This is a genomic window from Demequina activiva (assembly GCF_016862815.1).
Classification (GTDB): Bacteria; Actinomycetota; Actinomycetes; order Actinomycetales; family Demequinaceae; genus Demequina; species Demequina activiva.
In genome coordinates this window covers 848803-865085 of record NZ_BONR01000001.1, presented here as the reverse complement: position 1 = coordinate 865085, position 16283 = coordinate 848803, and the positions used below count along the sequence as shown (strand labels likewise).

The 16283-nt window shown below is 68.7% G+C and carries 17 protein-coding genes; 8 read left to right on the top strand and 9 right to left on the bottom strand.

Annotated features, from left to right (window positions below; genetic code table 11):
* Positions 1-70 precede the first annotated feature (70 nt).
* The 5 genes from Dac01nite_RS04210 to dnaA form a co-directional block, all read right to left on the bottom strand.
* Complete coding sequence (locus Dac01nite_RS04210) at positions 71-868, bottom strand: phosphotransferase family protein (protein ID WP_203653579.1); 798 nt, start codon at positions 866-868, stop codon at positions 71-73.
* The gene (locus Dac01nite_RS04205; protein WP_203653577.1) at positions 861-1379 is read right to left on the bottom strand and encodes a DciA family protein; all 519 of its coding nucleotides are present in this window, start codon (positions 1377-1379) and stop codon (positions 861-863) included. Before Dac01nite_RS04205 ends, Dac01nite_RS04210 begins: the two co-directional genes overlap by 8 nt.
* Positions 1372-2526: a DNA replication/repair protein RecF gene (gene recF / locus Dac01nite_RS04200; protein WP_203653576.1), complete on the bottom strand. Its 1155-nt coding sequence runs from the start codon at positions 2524-2526 to the stop codon at positions 1372-1374. Before recF ends, Dac01nite_RS04205 begins: the two co-directional genes overlap by 8 nt.
* Before the next feature lie 8 nt (positions 2527-2534).
* Positions 2535-3662 (bottom strand): DNA polymerase III subunit beta, encoded by a 1128-nt coding sequence (gene dnaN / locus Dac01nite_RS04195; protein WP_203653574.1) that lies wholly within the window; start codon positions 3660-3662, stop codon positions 2535-2537.
* A 394-nt stretch (positions 3663-4056) separates the two neighbouring features.
* Positions 4057-5454 carry a chromosomal replication initiator protein DnaA gene (gene dnaA, locus Dac01nite_RS04190; protein WP_239066495.1) on the bottom strand — a complete coding sequence of 466 codons (1398 nt, stop codon included), beginning with the start codon at positions 5452-5454 and terminating at the stop codon, positions 4057-4059.
* A gap of 238 nt (positions 5455-5692) precedes the next feature.
* Here dnaA and rpmH point away from each other — a divergent pair, with 238 nt between their 5' ends.
* From rpmH to Dac01nite_RS04150, 8 genes are all read left to right on the top strand, one after another.
* Complete coding sequence (gene rpmH, locus Dac01nite_RS04185; RefSeq protein ID WP_084079500.1) at positions 5693-5830, top strand: 50S ribosomal protein L34; 138 nt, start codon at positions 5693-5695, stop codon at positions 5828-5830.
* Between the two features lies 1 nt (position 5831).
* Positions 5832-6179, top strand: coding sequence for a ribonuclease P protein component (gene rnpA, locus Dac01nite_RS04180; RefSeq protein WP_203653572.1), 348 nt, complete (start codon positions 5832-5834; stop codon positions 6177-6179).
* The gene (gene yidD, locus Dac01nite_RS04175) at positions 6176-6496 is read left to right on the top strand and encodes a membrane protein insertion efficiency factor YidD (RefSeq protein ID WP_239066493.1); all 321 of its coding nucleotides are present in this window, start codon (positions 6176-6178) and stop codon (positions 6494-6496) included. Before rnpA ends, yidD begins: the two co-directional genes overlap by 4 nt.
* An 8-nt stretch (positions 6497-6504) precedes the next feature.
* Positions 6505-7560: a membrane protein insertase YidC gene (gene yidC, locus Dac01nite_RS04170; protein WP_203653570.1), complete on the top strand. Its 1056-nt coding sequence runs from the start codon at positions 6505-6507 to the stop codon at positions 7558-7560.
* A gap of 8 nt (positions 7561-7568) precedes the next feature.
* On the top strand, positions 7569-8051 hold the full coding sequence (locus Dac01nite_RS04165) for a Jag family protein (RefSeq protein WP_203653569.1): 483 nt from the start codon (positions 7569-7571) through the stop codon (positions 8049-8051).
* Positions 8052-8083: 32 nt separating this feature from the next.
* Entirely contained in the window at positions 8084-8761 is a 678-nt protein-coding gene (rsmG, locus tag Dac01nite_RS04160; protein WP_203653568.1) for a 16S rRNA (guanine(527)-N(7))-methyltransferase RsmG, read from the top strand.
* Between the two features lie 386 nt (positions 8762-9147).
* Positions 9148-10020, top strand: a complete 873-nt coding sequence (locus tag Dac01nite_RS04155; protein ID WP_373307226.1) for a ParA family protein — start codon at positions 9148-9150, stop codon at positions 10018-10020.
* The gene (locus tag Dac01nite_RS04150; protein ID WP_203653567.1) at positions 10017-11039 is read left to right on the top strand and encodes a ParB/RepB/Spo0J family partition protein; all 1023 of its coding nucleotides are present in this window, start codon (positions 10017-10019) and stop codon (positions 11037-11039) included. The genes Dac01nite_RS04155 and Dac01nite_RS04150 overlap by 4 nt, the downstream gene beginning before the upstream one ends.
* Positions 11040-11098: 59 nt before the next feature.
* Here the strand turns inward: Dac01nite_RS04150 and Dac01nite_RS04145 are convergent, their stop codons facing one another.
* From Dac01nite_RS04145 to Dac01nite_RS12085, 4 genes are all read right to left on the bottom strand, one after another.
* The gene (locus Dac01nite_RS04145; RefSeq protein WP_203653566.1) at positions 11099-12031 is read right to left on the bottom strand and encodes a D-alanine--D-alanine ligase family protein; all 933 of its coding nucleotides are present in this window, start codon (positions 12029-12031) and stop codon (positions 11099-11101) included.
* A 42-nt stretch (positions 12032-12073) separates the two neighbouring features.
* Entirely contained in the window at positions 12074-13375 is a 1302-nt protein-coding gene (locus tag Dac01nite_RS04140; RefSeq protein ID WP_203653565.1) for an aminotransferase-like domain-containing protein, read from the bottom strand.
* Positions 13376-13460: 85 nt separating this feature from the next.
* Positions 13461-14792 (bottom strand): thioredoxin-disulfide reductase, encoded by a 1332-nt coding sequence (gene trxB / locus Dac01nite_RS12090; RefSeq protein WP_275404510.1) that lies wholly within the window; start codon positions 14790-14792, stop codon positions 13461-13463.
* A gap of 100 nt (positions 14793-14892) precedes the next feature.
* Entirely contained in the window at positions 14893-16260 is a 1368-nt protein-coding gene (locus Dac01nite_RS12085) for a protein kinase family protein (RefSeq protein WP_239066492.1), read from the bottom strand.
* Positions 16261-16283: the final 23 nt, after the last annotated feature.

The window sequence follows — 16283 nt, the reverse complement described above, 5'->3', positions numbered from 1 at the left end:
TCGGTTCTAGGGCCGATCTGGCGCGATTCAGGGGTATTTGGGGAGAAACCGTCGGGTGCGCTCGCAGCCGTCAGAGAATCTGCTCCAGAATGGGCTCGAGACTGCGGCGCTCGGCAGCCGGGGGGCTCTCGCCCCAGCGCATCGCGGCGATCACGGGTTCCCACGCGCGAGAGGCATCCAGAAGTCCGGGAGCGAGCCGTTCCGTCGCCGCGGCGAAGGACGTCTCCGCGTCGATGAGGATGGGACGCATGTGGCTGCGTTCGCGACGCGGGAGGAAGTGGATGATCGATCGGAGCAGGAGTCGCGTGCGTGCGACGTCGGCAGCGGGGTCACCGCGGGAGCCGTTGTTCCAGTCGATCACCGTCGATGTGCCGTTCCAGATCACATTGCGAGGGTGGAGGTCGAGGTGGCACAACGCGGTGCCACCCGGAAGGGCGGAGATGCGATCGAGCACTGCGTGGCGCACGCGCCCGTCCAGTGGCCCTCGGGCAATCACCTCGAGCAGGTACGTCTGGAGTCCGATGAGTGGCGGTGGCGCCTTCACGCTACGGATCTGATGCTGAATCTCCGCGAGCTCTCGTCCGATCCATTCCGCACCACGGGTCTCCAGCATCGTCCCGAGCTCGGGACCATCGACGTAGGCGAGAGTGAGGGACGGCGGCTGCCCCTCGACATCCGTGCCGAGCAGCTCGGGGACGGGGAGTCCGCCGGTTCGAGCAGCGCGGAGAGCGTCTGCCTCCAGAGTCACCACGATGCTCGGCACTCCCGGCAGCAACGTCTTCACGACAGTTCCCGGAGCGCCGTACGTGACGACCGCCGTGGCTCCCCTCGCGATCTGAGCTCCCTCGACCCACACCGCGTCACCCATAGGTGTCCCGCGGACCTCGACCGGGCACCCGTCGTTGGCCGCGCTGCCAGGTGCGCGCGGTGGGGCCCAGCACCGTGAGCTCGCGCACGATGTCCCGTCCGAACTCCTCGTTGATGCGGTGGCGGATCTGTCCGGACATGATGCGCAGCTGCGTCGCCCACGCGGTGGAGCTCGCCTTGACGGTGAGGACGCCCTCCTCGAAGGTGACCGGCTCGCAGTGATCCGCGATCTGGTCGCCCACGACCTCGCGCCAACGGCCGGTGACGCCCGAGACCTCGATCTGCTCGGTCCAGCCCATGCGCCGCAGAAGCGCGTCGACCGCCTCCGACATCGCCGCGGGATCGCGCCCGTTCGAGTACGGCTGCGACTGACGTCGCTTGTCCTCGCGCTGGCGGCGACCGGCCTTGGGCGTGGTCCGGGAGGCGCCGCGCTGACGGGCCGATGCGCGGGCTCGCTCCATCGCCTCACGCGCGAGGTCCTGCGCTGAGCGAGTGGGCTCGTCGTCAGTCATCCGCGCCGCCCTCGCCTCCCGTGACCTGGCCATCTGCCACCACGAGCACCCTTCCGCGCAGCGCCTCCGGGACGTCCTCGGCGACCGCTGCCGTGATGAGCACCTGGCTCGCGTCCGCGAGGCGCTCGACCAGAGCCGCGCGCCGTCCTGAGTCGAGCTCCGCGAACACATCGTCCAGGATCAGCACGGGCTCGCCGTCCTCGTCGCCATCCGGACCGCCCTCGTCGGTGAGCAGCGCATACGTGCCCAGTCGCAGCGCGAGTGCGCACGACCACGACTCGCCGTGGCTGGCATACCCCTTGGCGGGCATCGTTCCCAGGTGGATGTCGAGGTCGTCGCGGTGAGGTCCGGCCAGCGTCACGCCGCGGTCGAGCTCCTTGGGCCTGACCTCCTGCAAGCGCTCAAGCATCATCATCGACAGCGCCGCCGCATCGGCCGTCTCGTCCCACTCCTCGTGCGAGCTCAGCGACGTCGCATACGACACCGAGCATTCGCCGCCGTCCGGGGCGACGGCCGCGTAGGCCTCGGTCACATGCGGTCCGAGAGCCCGCACCGCGCGCAGTCGGGCGGCGAGCAGGCGGCCTCCCAGTCCGGCCAGCTTCTCGTCCCAGATGTCGAGCATCGTGAGGTCGCCGCGGGCGTTCTTCGCGGTCTTGATCATCGAGGATCGCTGGCGCAGCACGCGGTCGTAGTCCGCGAGGTCGCCGGCGAGCGCGGGCTGCAACGCGACGCACAGCTCGTCCATGAACGACCGCCTTCCGGCCGGGTCGCCCTTGACCAGAGCGAGGTCCTCCGGAGCGAAGACCACCGTGCGCAGCGCGCCCAGCAGGTCGCGAGGCTTGGCAGCGGAACGTCCGATGCGTGCGGTGTTGGCCTTGCCAGGGTTGAGCGAGACCTCGATCGCCAGGGAGCGGCCGGACTTCTCGACCCGCGCGCGCACCACCGCCCGCTCTGCTCCCTGCCTGATGAGCGGGGCGTCTGCCGCGACGCGGTGCGAGGACAGCGTCGACAGGTACCGGACGGCCTCGACCACGTTGGTCTTGCCCTGACCGTTGCGCCCCACAAGGGTGGTGACCCTGGGCCCGAACTCGATCTCTTGATCGGAGTACGAGCGGAAGTCGACCAGATGCAGGTGGGTGACGCGCATCGGCCGGACTAGGACTGGATGCGGATGGGCACCAGCAGGTAGCGGAAGTCGGCCACCACATCGCCGCCGGGCTTGTCGATCCCCACGAACTCGACCGGCTTGGTCTCCTGCGTGAAGCCCAGCTGCACGTACTCGCTCGACAACGCGCCGAGGCCGTCGAGCAGGTACTGCGGGTTGAAGGCGACGGTGATCGCGTCACCGTTCAGCACGCACTCGATGGCCTCGGACGCCTGGGCATCGTCGCTCTGGCCGGCGTCGAGCGTGAGCTCACCCTCGGAGAACGCCAGTCGCACCGACGAGTTGCGCTCCGCGACCAGGGACACGCGGCGCGTGGCCTCGATGAGCTCCGTTGTCTTCACCACGGCCGTGACGGGGCTCTCCTCCGGGAACAGCCGACGCACCTGCGGATAGTCGCCGTCCATGAGCAGCGACGTGGTGGTGAGACCGCCCGCCTCGAAGCCCACCAGGTCCACGCCTTGACCCGAGCTGAGCGCGACGGTGACATCACCGGCGCCCAGCGCCTTCGCGGTGTCGTTGAGCGTACGAGCTCGCACCAGCGCGACGGCCGATGCGTCCGAGGATGACGGCTTCCAGGACAGCTCACGCAGCGCGAGCCGGTAGCGGTCCGTGGCGAGCAGCGAGATGCTCGAGCCCTCGATCTCCATCCTCACGCCGGTGAGGATGGGAAGGGTCTCGTCGCGCGAGGCCGCGACCGTCACCTGACCGACGGCGCGCTGGAACTCGGACCCGTCGATGGTGCCGGACTGGGCCGGCAGCTCCGGGAGCGCGGGGTACTGATCGACGGGCATGGTCGCCAGGGTGAAGCGCGACGCACCGCACGTGACGGACACCTTGGTTCCCTCGAGTGCGAAGTCCACGGGCTTGTGCGGCAGGGCGTTCGCGATCTCCTTGAGAAGACGGCCCGAGACGAGCACCTCGCCGGCCTGGTCCACGTCAGCGGAGAAGGTGCCTCGAGCGGAGACCTCGTAGTCGAAGCTGGCCAGCGCCACCTCCCCCGAGGACTGCGCCGTGATGCGCACTCCGGCGAGGACGGGAACGGGCGGGCGCGCCGGGACGGCGCGCGAGGTCCATGCGACGGCGTCAGCCAGCACGTCGCGATCGACGGTGAATTTCATGGAACTGCTCCTCAGGTTCTGTCGCACAGACTACGCCAACGCCACGGCAGCGGAAGGGCGTTGGCGCGCCAGCGCCTGATCGAGGTCGAAACGTCATGAAGGTCCATCGGGCTTGATGCTGAATGACAAGAGTAGGTAGTCGTCATAGGCACCGTGGAAACTGGGGAGAACCACAAGAGTTCCTGCTATTTCCCCACTCTTGCCTGTGAGAAAGCTCGGGACGGAACGTGTGATTCGACCAGGGTGCCCGTGGACGAGGCCGTGTCATGCACAGCCCGTCCACGATTGCCCACAGCTCCGTCCCTGTGGATGAGCCCTCTGTCCACGGCAATTCACAGGTTTATCCACAGCTGTGAGCGACACAGTGGTGGTGCGTGAGGAGGGGGCAGAGCGGTCAGCCGCGCGACTGCTGCTTGATGCGCGCGTGGATCTCGTTGACCTGGTTGTACATCTGGCGGCGCTGAGCGATCTGGTCCTCGACCTTCTTGACCGCGTACATGACCGTGGTGTGGTCCTTGCCGCCAAAGTGCTCGCCGATCTTGGGCAGCGAGAGGTCCGTCAGCTGGCGGCACAGGTACATCGCGATCTGGCGGGCGGTGACGTAGACCCGGCTGCGGCTGGTGCCCGTCAGCTCCTCCATCGAGATGCCGAAGTAGTCGGCGGTGGTGCCGATGATCGCCGATGCGGTGATCTCCGAGTCGTCGTCGGAGATGAGGTCCTTGAGGACCACCTGGGCGAGGCTGAGGTCGACCGGCTGCTTGTTGAGCGCGGCGAACGCCGTGACGCGGATGAGCGCGCCCTCGAGCTCGCGGATGTTGCTGGTGATGTTCGAGGCGATGTACTCCAGCACATCGGACGGCGCCTGGACGTCATCCGCGGCCGCCTTCTTGCGCAGGATCGCGATGCGCGTCTCGAGGTCAGGCGGCTGCACGTCCGTCATCAGGCCCCACTCGAAGCGGGTGCGCATGCGCTCCTCGATGCCGTCGAGGTTGCGTGGGCTCACATCCGAGGTGATCACCACGTGCTTGCCGGCGTTGTGCAGCGCGTTGAAGGTGTGGAAGAACTCCTCGAGCGTCTGCTCCTTGCCCTGCAGGAACTGGATGTCGTCGATGAGCAGCACGTCGACCTCGCGGTACTGGCGCTTGAAGCTCAGCGACTGATCGTCACGAATCGAGTTGATGAAGTCGTTGGTGAACTCCTCCGAGTTCACGTAGCGCACGCGGGTCTGCGGCTTCAGGTGGCGCGTGTAGTGACCGATCGCGTGCAGCAGGTGCGTCTTGCCGAGCCCCGAGTCCCCGTAGATGAAGAGCGGGTTGTACGTCTTGCCGGGCGACTCGGCGACGGCCAGCGCCGCCGCATGGGCGAACCTGTTCGATGCACCGATGACGAAGGTGTCGAAGGTGTACCGCGGGTTGAGGTGCGGATCCTCGTAGGTCGCCGGCGGCGGGGCCTGAGGCCGTCGCTGCACCGGGGCGGTCTCGAAGTCATCGTCGAGTGAGTCGCTGGGCTCGGGCGAGTTCACCGACGAGTCGACGGTGACCGCGATGCGGACCTCGCGCCCCAGCACCTGGGACAGCGCTCGCGTGATGAGCGTGCGGATCGTGGTCTCGACGTAGTTCTTGGTGAAGTCCTCGCGCACCGCGAGGAACACGTTGTCCTCGACGATCGCGAGAGGCTTGATCAGACGGATGAAGCTGCGGTGCTGTGCGGTGACGGCGTCATCCGCGCGGAGGACGGCGAGGGTTCTGGTCCACACGTCGTCCATCGTCTCGGTGCCTGTCTCGGCAGCCATCGACCCTCCTCTGCGGCGTTCTCCACATAGTTCTACACAGCCGGTTGAGACAGTGTCATCAGTTCGTTACCACCGCAGCGGCGTGTCGCTCCCGGGTGGTGCATCGGTGATGGGCGAGCCTATCCTGTTCGGAGCGCCCATCCAATGCGAGACGTGCGATTTGACCGCGAGGTCCCACGCGCGTAACGTTAGTGCGCTGTTCTGACCGTACCCAAAATGACTTTCTGTGGAGTGACCCGTGAGCAAGCGGACCTACCAGCCGAACAACCGCAAGCGTGCCAAGACGCACGGCTTCCGCCTGCGCATGCGCACCCGCGCCGGCCGCTCGATCCTCGCGTCGCGCCGCCGCAAGGGCCGCGGCAAGCTGTCGGCGTAAGGTGCTGCCGGCTCGCTCCCGGATGACGGACGCGGCGGACTTCAGGTCCGCCATGCGTCAGGGATCTCGGAGCGGGCGGGCCACCGTAGTCGTCTACGTGGTGCAAACCGGCGATGCTGAGAGCATGGCCGGTTTCGCTGTTTCCAAGGCAGTGGGAGGTGCGGTGATGCGCAACCGTGTGAAGCGCCGTCTGCGCGCGATCATGGCTGCGCTCCTGCCGACCCTCCCCCACGGAACCGCGGTGGTGATCCGCGCCCTTCCTCGCTCCGCCGAGGTCGACTTCGCACGCCTGCGCGCGGACGTCACCGACGCCGTCGACACCGCCCGTCGCAAGGCGGCACTCGCGTGAGCGCCGCGCGCCGGGCAGTGCACGCGATCGCCTCTGCGCCGCGGCTGCTGCTCATCGGCCTGATTCGCGCGTACCAGCTGCTCGTCTCCCCCTTGCTGGGGCCCCGCTGCAAGTACTACCCGTCGTGCTCGCACTACGGGCTCGAGGCGGTGCGCCGCCACGGCGCCATCAAGGGCTTCGCTCTCGCCGGCTGGCGAGTGCTGCGCTGCAATCCGTGGAGCAACGGTGGCGTCGATGACGTGCCCGAGCGCGGTGCGCCGCTGTTCCGCTCCTCCCGAATCTCCACGGAGGCGCCCGCCTCCGCCCTCTCTACGTAAGGACCGACGTGGGCTTTCTCGACACGATCCTCTTCCCCCTCGAATGGGTGGTCGCCAACATCATGGTTGGCTGGCATTGGCTGTTCACTGCGCTGGGCATGGAGTCCGACTCGGGCTGGGCATGGTCCCTGTCGATCGTGGGTCTCGTGGTCACGATCCGCATCATCCTGATCCCGCTCTTCGTCAAGCAGATCAAGGCGTCCCGAGCGATGCAGGTGATCGCCCCCGAGCTGAAGGCCGTCCAGGCCAAGTACAAGGGCAAGAAGGACCAGGCTTCCCGCGAGGCGATGAGCCGCGAGACCATGGAGCTGTACTCCAAGCACAAGACGAACCCCTTCGCCTCGTGCCTCCCCATCCTCGTGCAGGCCCCCATCTTCTTCGCGCTGTTCAGGGTGCTCAACTACCGCATCCGGCCGGCCGACGAGGCCAACCCCATCGGCCTTCTGACCGCTGAGCTCGCCGGTGAGGCCTACGACGCGACCATCTTCGGTGCCCAGCTGTCGGAGACCTTCCTGCGCTCCGAGGGCGCCTCCGCCAAGATCGTGTCTGCAGTCCTCATCATCGCGATGGTCGCCACCACCTTCCTGACGCAGCGCCAGCTCACTCAGAAGAACATGCCGGCGGCTGCGCTCGAGGGCCCCATGGCGCAGCAGCAGAAGATCCTCATGTACGCGCTGCCGTTCATCTTCGTCATCACCGGCCCCAACTTCCCGGTGGGTGTGCTCATCTACTGGACCACCACGAACCTGTGGACCATGGGTCAGCAGTTCTACGTGATCCGGCGCAACCCCACTCCCGGCTCCGAGGCGGAGAAGCAGCTGAAGCTGCGCCAGGCGGAGAAGGCCAAGCGCAAGGGACTGACCATCGAGGGCACCGGGACGGACGTCACCGAGCTCGAGGCCCCCAAGTCCGGCGGTCAGCGCCAGCAGCCCAAGAAGAACCAGCCGCGCTCGAAGCGCAAGAACCCTCCGGGGCAGGCCCCCAGGGCGGGTTCATCGGAGGGCGGCGATGAAGCCGCCCCCTCCGACGACGCCGGTTCCACCGACGACCAGCCCCAGAAGTAAGGACCACCATGACTGAGCAGAACAAGGCGCTCGAGGCTGAGGGAGACGTCGCCGCGGACTTCCTCGAGGAGCTTCTCGACATCCTCGACATGGACGGCGACATCGACATCTCGGTCGAGGCTGGACGCGCGAAGGTGGCGGTGCTCGCCGAGGGACCGAGCCAGGACCTCAAGCGGCTCGTGGGCCCCGACGGCGAGGTGCTCGATGCACTGCAGGACCTCGCTCGGCTCGCGGTGCAGGCGGAGACGGGCGAGATGAGCCGCCTGATGCTGGACATCGCGGAGTTCCGCGCGGGCCGGCGCGAGCGCCTGGCCGAGCAGGCCCGGGAGGCGATCGCCACCGTTCAGGAGACCGGCGCTGCCGTGTCCCTGTCCCCCATGAACGCCTTCGAGCGCAAGGTGGTTCACGACGTGGTCCTGGAGGCCGGTCTGGTCTCCGAGTCGGAGGGCGAGGACCCGAACCGCCACGTCGTGGTGCGACCCGCGTCCTGATCCCTGTTTCACGTGAAACAACGGAGCATCCCGTGAGCGACGAGCAGACAGAGCCGGAGGCGGAGGCGGTCGTGGCCACCCTCGCCGACGACCCGCTGCACGGCGCCGCCGAGGTCCGTGAGTTCTTTGGCGACGTCTACCCACGGGTCGAGGCGTTCGCGTCGCTGCTCGCCGACCAAGGCGTTCTTCGCGGGCTCATCGGTCCGCGTGAGGTGGGACGCCTGTGGGAGCGCCACATCCTCAACTCTGCCGCAGTGGCTCCTTTCCTGGGCACCGGGACCATCGTGGATGTGGGCTCCGGAGCGGGACTTCCGGGACTCGTGGTCGCGGCAATGGTTCCTGGGCGGCAGGTAGTGCTGGTCGAACCCATGGAGCGTCGCACGGCGTGGCTCTTCGAGGCGGCAGAGGCGTGCGGCATCGACAACGTCACCGTGGTGCGAGGCCGTGCCGAGGAGGTGCGCGACGTGGTCGAAGCCGACGTCATCACCGCGCGCGCCGTGGCGTCCATCGACAAGCTCGTGAAGTGGAGCGCGCCCCTGCTGAGCGACAAGGGAGAGATGGCGTTGCTCAAGGGCCGCTCGGCACCGGACGAGCTGGAGCGAGCGAAGTACGTGCTGCGCAAGTTCAACTTGATGGGAAGCGTCCACGCGGCCCCGACCCTGGCTGGACTCGAGCCCACGACGGTGGTCCGTCTGCAGCGTCCGTCCTAGGCCCTCATCGCTCGGACCTTGTGTCACGGCTGCACCCGAGACATGGAGGCCAGCACGAGGCAGCCGGTTCATCAACAGCGTTGTCCACAGGCAGTTCATACGGGGAATGGCGGTTCTCCCCCGAAGTTGTCCACAGGAGGAGCCGCGCGACTCGAGACGGTAGAGTCGTGCGGAGCGCAGTCCCCGACGGGGGCTGTTTCACGTGAAACAAGGAAGGAGTCCGTGTGACCGAGACGACGGGTCAGGACGGACAAGTGTCCTCGACGTCAACCTCGCCACGGGTCTCCCCACGCGCCGGCGTCCCGTCTATGGACGCTCTCAGCGCTCCTGTTTCACGTGAAACACAGGACGCCTACGACGCGCTTGGCGAGGACGAAGGTAGCCCCTTGGCCAACGAACTCATCGCCACGGAACGGCTGCGCCGCGAGCTCGACAGCTCGGACTTCCCGCGGCCTCGCGAGACTCGGGTGTTCGCGGTCTCGAACCAGAAGGGCGGCGTGGGCAAGACCACGACCACGGTCAACGTCGCCGCCGCATTGGCGCAACGCGGCGCCAACGTGCTGGTGATCGACGCGGACCCGCAGGGCAACGCCTCCACGGCGCTTGGGGTCGACCACCATTCGGGGACGCCTTCCATCTATGACGTGCTGCTGGACGACGTCCCGATGGCCAAGGTCGCCCAGCGATGCCCGGAGATCTCCTCCCTGTGGTGCATCCCCGCGACCATCGACCTTGCGGGTGCCGACATCGAGCTGGTGTCCGTGGTGCGCCGCGAGTTCCGGCTCCACGATGCGCTGCGCGATCTGCTCGAGGGTCCCGGCAAGGACCTGGACTACGTCTTCATCGACTGTCCCCCCAGCCTGGGCCTGCTGACCCTCAACGCCATGGTCGTCGCTCAGGAGGTGCTCATCCCCATCCAGTGCGAGTACTACGCGCTCGAGGGCCTCACGCAGCTCATCAAGACCGTCGAGATGGTGCGCAAGCACCTCAATCGGGAGCTCGAGGTCTCGACCATCGTGCTCACGATGTTCGACGCCCGCACCAACCTGGCACGCGAGGTCGCTGACGAGGTCCGTGCCCACTTCCCCACGCAGACGCTCGAGCAGACCATTCCGCGCAGCGTGCGCGTCTCCGAGGCGCCATCCCACGGCCAGACCGTGATCACCCATGACCCCCACTCGAGCGGTGCGGTCGCGTACACCGCCGTCGCCCGCGAGATTGCCATGGCCGGAGCGCCGGCCCAAGGAGAGCACCAGTGAGCAAGCCCAAGCGTGGACTAGGAAGGGGCCTCGGAGCCCTGATCCCCAGCGAGCCAGAAGAGCAGGCGGGCGACGCCGGTGCACAGCAGGACTCGGGCGGTCGCGCGACGGGCACCGCCACGCGGGAGCGTCCGCACGACATGTTCTTCTCCGGCTCCACGTCGAACGGGCGCGAGGACGGGCCGGAGCTCGTTCCCGTGCCCGGCGCGCGGTTCGCCAGCATCGACCCCCACAGCGTGACGCCCAACCCGCGTCAGCCGCGCGACGTGTTCGATCCCGAGGCGCTCGCCGAGCTGGTGGGATCCATCAAGGAGATCGGCGTCCTCCAGCCCATCGTGGTGCGCCCGCACCCCTCCGGCGACGGCTACGAGCTCATCATGGGCGAGCGTCGCCTGCGTGCCTCCAAGGAGGCTGGCCTCGAGGTCATCCCCGCGATCGTGCGCGACACGGACGACACGGACCTGCTGCGCGACGCCCTGGTGGAGAACCTGCATCGCAGTCAGCTCAACCCGCTCGAGGAGGCGGCTGCCTATCAGCAGCTGCTCGACGACTTCGGGATCACCCACGAGCAGCTCGCCGAGCGCATCAGCCGCTCACGCCCGCAGATCTCGAACACCCTGCGGCTCCTGCGCCTGCCGGCCCCTGTGCAGAAGCGCGTCGCGGCAGGTGTGCTCAGCGCAGGCCATGCCCGCGCGCTGCTGGGCCTCGAGGATGCCGCGGACATGGAGATCCTCGCCCAGCGCATCGTCGCCGAGGGCCTGTCCGTGCGCGCCACCGAGGAGGCCGTCACGTTGGGCGTCGAGGGTCCCAAGCCCAAGCGAGGGCAGGTGCGTGCCGGCGCCCGAACGGCCGCACTCGACGAGCTGGGATCACGGCTCGGCGATCGCTTCGACACCAGGGTGAAGGTCCAGCTGGGCCGTGCGCGGGGCAAGATCACCATCGACTTCGCGTCCGTGGAGGACCTCAATCGCATCGTCGCGGTGATCGACCCCGAGGACCCGGGGATCCTGCAGGCCTGAGCCCGAGCGCCACCGTCGCCTGGCCCGGCAAGGTGCCCATCTAGCAGGAACGACGCTGATCAGTGCGCGGTGACCCCGCGCACGATGCTCTCGTACAGCGCACCCAGGTCCTCACCGGATCCCGCCGCCGCCTGGGGCAGCAGGGACGTCTCCGTGAGGCCAGGAGCGATGTTGATGTCGAGCACCTGAGCGCGGCCCTGACCGTCGAGGATCATGTCGACCCTGGACAGGTCACGCAGACCCAGCCTCCGGTGGACGGCGAGTGCCGCATCCGTCACGGTGGCCGTCGCTGACTCGTCGAGACGCGCAGGGGTGAAGTACTCGACCCGGCCGGGGTTGTAGCGGGCGTCGTAGTCGTACGGACCGTCGCAGACGATCTCCACCGGTGCGAGGGCGCGGGCGCCATCCCCGGTGCCGATCACGGACACGGCGATCTCCGTGCCATCCACGGCGGTCTCGATCATCGCGTTGTCGCCGTAGGCGAAGCAGTGCACCATCGCCCGCGCGAGCTGGTCCCGCTCGCGGACCAAGGAGACGCCCAGGGCTGATCCGCCGCGCGCAGGCTTCACCACCAGCGGCAGCCCGAACCGTTGGACGATCGCGTCGAGGACCTGGTCCGCTCCCACCTCGCGGAACAGGGACTGAGGCAGCGTGACGAAGTCGGGGGTGGCTGCGTCCTCGCCACCATAGACGGCCTTCGCGACCGGCTTCACCCAGGCGACGCGGGCCTCCTTGGAGCGCGTGCCCACGTAGCGTGCGCCGGTGAGCTCGAGCAGCGCCTGCAGCGAGCCGTCCTCGCCTGAGGCGCCGTGGAGGAGCGGCCATACCACTGCGTCCGCATGCTCGCGCAACGCCGGCAGGAGCCCCGTGTCGACGTCCCGGACCTCGACCTTCAGGCCGCGGTCGCGCAGCTCCTCGGCCACCCGCCGCCCGGATCGCACGGACACGTCGCGCTCGTGAGAGAGCCCTCCAGCGAGGATCAGCACATCCATGGGTATCCTCCAGATACAGTGTCGGTCACAGTTGAGCCAAGGTCATGCCAAGTCTGGCGAGGGGAAGTCCACGCTGTCGCCCGGGCCCTGGGCGCCGGAGCCGAAGATCCGCACCGTCTCGAGCTCCGCCTCGATCACACCGGCGAGTCGACGCACGCCCTCGCGGATGCGCTCGGGCGTGGGGTAGCAGTACGAGAGCCGCATGTGGCCCGCGCCGGAGCCGTCGTAGTAGAACGCCGTGCCGGGCACATAGGCGACGCGGGCGGTGACGGCACGCGGAAGCATGGACTTCGCGTCCAGGCCCTCCGGCAGCGTGAGCCACACGTAGAACCCCCCTTCGGGGACGTTCCACGACGCCTCGGGGATGTGCTCCTCGAGCGCGGAGATCATCGCGTCGCGACGCTCCCGGTACTGCTCGCGGAACTTCTTGATCTGACCCTGCCAGTCGGCGTGCTCCAGATACGTGCGGATCGCCAGCTGCGAGGCGTTCGACGGGCACAGGATCGCGGACTCGGATGCGAGCACGAGCTTCTCGCGCACGGCGTGGGGAGCGACTGCCCAGCCCACGCGATAGCCGGGAGCGAATGTCTTGGAGAATGACCCCAGGTAGATGACGCCCTCCTCGCTCATCGACCGCAACGCGGGCAGGGGCTCGCTGTCGAATCCGAGCAGCCCGTACGGGTTGTCCTCGAGCACCAGCACTCCGTAGCGCCGGCAGATCTCGAGCACCTGCGGGCGTCGCTCGAGCGCGAGCGTCACTCCCCCGGGGTTGTGGAAGTTCGGCACGGTGTAGAGGAACTTGACCCGGCGGCCCTCGGACGCGAGCCTCGCGAGGGTCGTCTCCAGCGCAGCGGGCACGAGCCCGTTCTCGTCCATGGCCACGTGCACCACGTCGGCCTCATGTGCCCGGAACACGCCCAGGGCTCCCACGTACGAGGGCGCCTCGGCGACGATCACGTCGCCGGGGTCGATGAAGATCTTGGTGACCAGGTCCAGCGCCTGCTGCGACCCGGTGGTGACCACGACATCGTCCGGATGCGCGCTGATGCCCTCGAGCGCCATCACCTGGGTGATGTGCTCCCGCAGGCCCTCGTCGCCCTGCCCGGAGCCGTACTGCAGCGCGACCTCGCCCTGCTCCATGACGAGGCGCCGCTGCATCTCTGCGAGCTCCTCGAGCGGGAGGCCGCCGATGTACGGCATGCCACCGGCCAGCGACACCACCTCGGGACGGTTGGCGACCGAGAACAGCGCGCGGATCTCCGAGGCGCGCATCGCATGCGCGCGTGCGGCGTACGAGTCGAACCAGGGGTCGAGTCGAGTTCCGGGGCTGTCAGGGCTGGTCATGTGGGCAAGTCTCCCATGTGCGAGGGGGGTGGAAACAAGAAGGCCGGGACCTGTGCGGTCCCGGCCTTCCGTCAATGAGCTGCGGTCAGGCGAGGACCTCGTCGAACAGTGCTGCCAGCGCGGGCTTGGGCTTGGCGCCCACGACCGACTTGACCACCTCGCCGCCCTTGAAGAAGTTCATGGTGGGGATCGAGGTGACGCCATACGCCGCAGCCAGCTGCGGGTTCGCGTCGGTGTCGACCTTCACCACCTTGAGCTTGCCGGCGTACTCTTGCGCCAGCTCGTCCAGCAGCGGCGCCACGGCGCGGCACGGGCCGCACCACGTCGCCCAGAAGTCCACCACGACGGGGATGTCGGACTTGATGACCTCGTCCTGGAACGTGTCCTCGGTCGCGGGCACGGGCTCGGCGGGAGCGGCCGCGGCGGGCGTCTCCTCCACCGCGATGACCTCGTCCACGCCGTCCGCGGCCGCGGCGCCCTCGGCGTCAGCGAGCGCGTCCAGGTAGTGCTGCGCGTCCAGCGCGGCGGCGCAGCCCGAGCCCGCGGCGGTGATCGCCTGGCGGTACCGGTTGTCCACGAGGTCGCCGCACGCGAACACGCCCTCGACGTTGGTCGCGGTGGTGCGGCCCTGAACCTGCACGTAGCCCTCGGCGTCGGTGTCGATCACGCCGGTGACCAGCTCGGAGCGCGGGACGTGGCCGATCGCCACGAACAGCCCCGTAGCAGGGACGACGCGCTCCTCGCCGGTGTTGACGTCGCGCAGGCGCACCGAGGACAGCTTGCCGTCACCGTCGAGCCCGGCGACCTCGGAGTTCCACGCGAACTCGATCTTGGGATCGTTCTTGGCGCGATCCGCCATGATCTTGGACGCGCGCAGCTCGTCGCGCCGGTGGACCACCGTGACCTTCGAGGCGAAGCGGGTGAGGAACGTCGCCTCCTCCATCGCGGAGTCGCCGCCGCCCACGACCACGACCTCCTGGTCGCGGAAGAAGAAGCCGTCGCAGGTCGCGCACCAGCTCACGCCCTTACCGGACAGTCGCTTCTCGTCCTCGAGGCCCAGCTCGCGATACGCGGAGCCGGTGGCGAGGATGACAGCCTTGGCGGAGAACTCCTTGCCCATGCCCGTGGTGACGGTCTTGACGTCGCCCTCGAGGGACATCGCGGTGACGTCGTCGAACAGCACCTCGGCGCCGAACCGCTCCGCCTGGCCCTGCAGGGTCTCCATGAGCTCCGGTCCCTGGATGCCCTCGACGAAGCCGGGGAAGTTCTCGACCTCAGTGGTGTTCATGAGGGCGCCGCCAGCGGTGATCGAGCCGGCGACCACGAGGGGCTGCAGGCCCGCTCGGGCGGCGTAGATGGCGGCGGTGTAGCCGGCGGGGCCTGAGCCCACGATGATGACGCTGCGGGTGTCGCTCACGGTCGATCCTTCTGTTGCGGTGACAGGCGCGTGTCGCGCCCGGCTTGGTAACGAATCGTAGGGGGTCGTTCTTCCCGGCTCCACCACGGCCGATGCGGGTTCACTCGGTGTTCGTCGCACTGGGCGACGCGGATGGCAGCGGGGCAGGACTGAACGTGTAGGCGGGGTAGTCGGGCTCCCGTGTGGAGAGGCCGTCCATCGGCACAGGAGACACCAGCATGTTGAACGCCACCAGACCCACGATGAGCAGCGCCGTCGCGAACAGTCCCACGAGCAGCGGGCCCGTGGACAGCGGCCCGGACCTGCCTGCCCTGTCCTGGGCGCGCTCCACCGCGGCGTCGAGGGGGGCATTGCGCGGCAGATGGCGTTGCGCGAACTCGAGCGTGGCCTGCACCACGGAGCGATCGTCGCCCGCGTTCTGCTCCTCGTTGATCTCCTCGAACGTGTCGAGCGCCAGCGGCTGGTCCCGCTCGCGCTCGACCGCCTTGCGCGTGCGCCGCGAGAACTGGGCCGCCTCCTCCGGCGAGGCGTACAGCGAGCGGTCGACGGCGGCACCGGGCTCGAGCTCTGGAGCGACGATGCGCTCGGCGGCCACCTCGGCAGCCACGCCCGGAGCGGCGACCGCAGCGGCGATGCTCAGCTCGGTCTGGTGCTCGGCGGCCGCGAGCGTCTCAGGCGAGACGGCGATCGGAGCGTGAGGCTCCTGCGGCTCCTCGTGTGCGACGGCGGGCAGACTCGGGAGAGAGCCTCGCAGGCCGCGCAGCGCGGCGGGGTCGGGTGGCCCCATCGCAGCGGCCACCTGCGCGAGGGTGTCGGGGCCGGTTCCGGCGATCGCGGCGCGCGCGAGGTTGGCCGCGCCCAGCGACAGCGCATCGGGCAGGTCCGGCACGGTCACCTGCTCCGACTCCATCCCCGTGACCAGGGCGAGGTAGAGGTGAGCCAGCGCCGCCGCATCGGCCTGCTCCGTGCGGCCACGGCCCAGTCCCGCCTGGGTGGCCAGCTCGCCCTCGGCGTCGAGACCGCTGACCACCACGCGGCCGCCGTCCGCCACGGTGATCGCGCGGGCCCGGAGGAATCCGTGATGGATCCCCTGCCCGGCGGCGACCTGGAGGGCGCGGGCGGCCTCTCCCACGATCGCGCCCGCGACGCGCGGCGGCACCACGCGTTCGTGAATGAGGTCCGATGCGCGGACGCCGTGAGGCCGCTCGGTCACCACGTAGGTGACTCGGTCGGAGCCCACGTTCTCGCGCCCGGAGGCGAGCACTCGGGCGAAGCGCGCATCGCGCACCTGGGCGGCACGGACGGCGGCCTGGCGGACCGCGCCCGGAGCGAGGGACGTGAGGATGTCGACCGTCACCTCGACGTCGCGGCGGGCGTCGAGCGCTACCCAGCGATCGACACCGGGAACGTCGTGCGGCTCAGCGCGCAGTGTCGTGAAGCGGCGACCCAGCGTCGCTCCTTCATGCACGTCGTAACCCCCGATTGATGTAG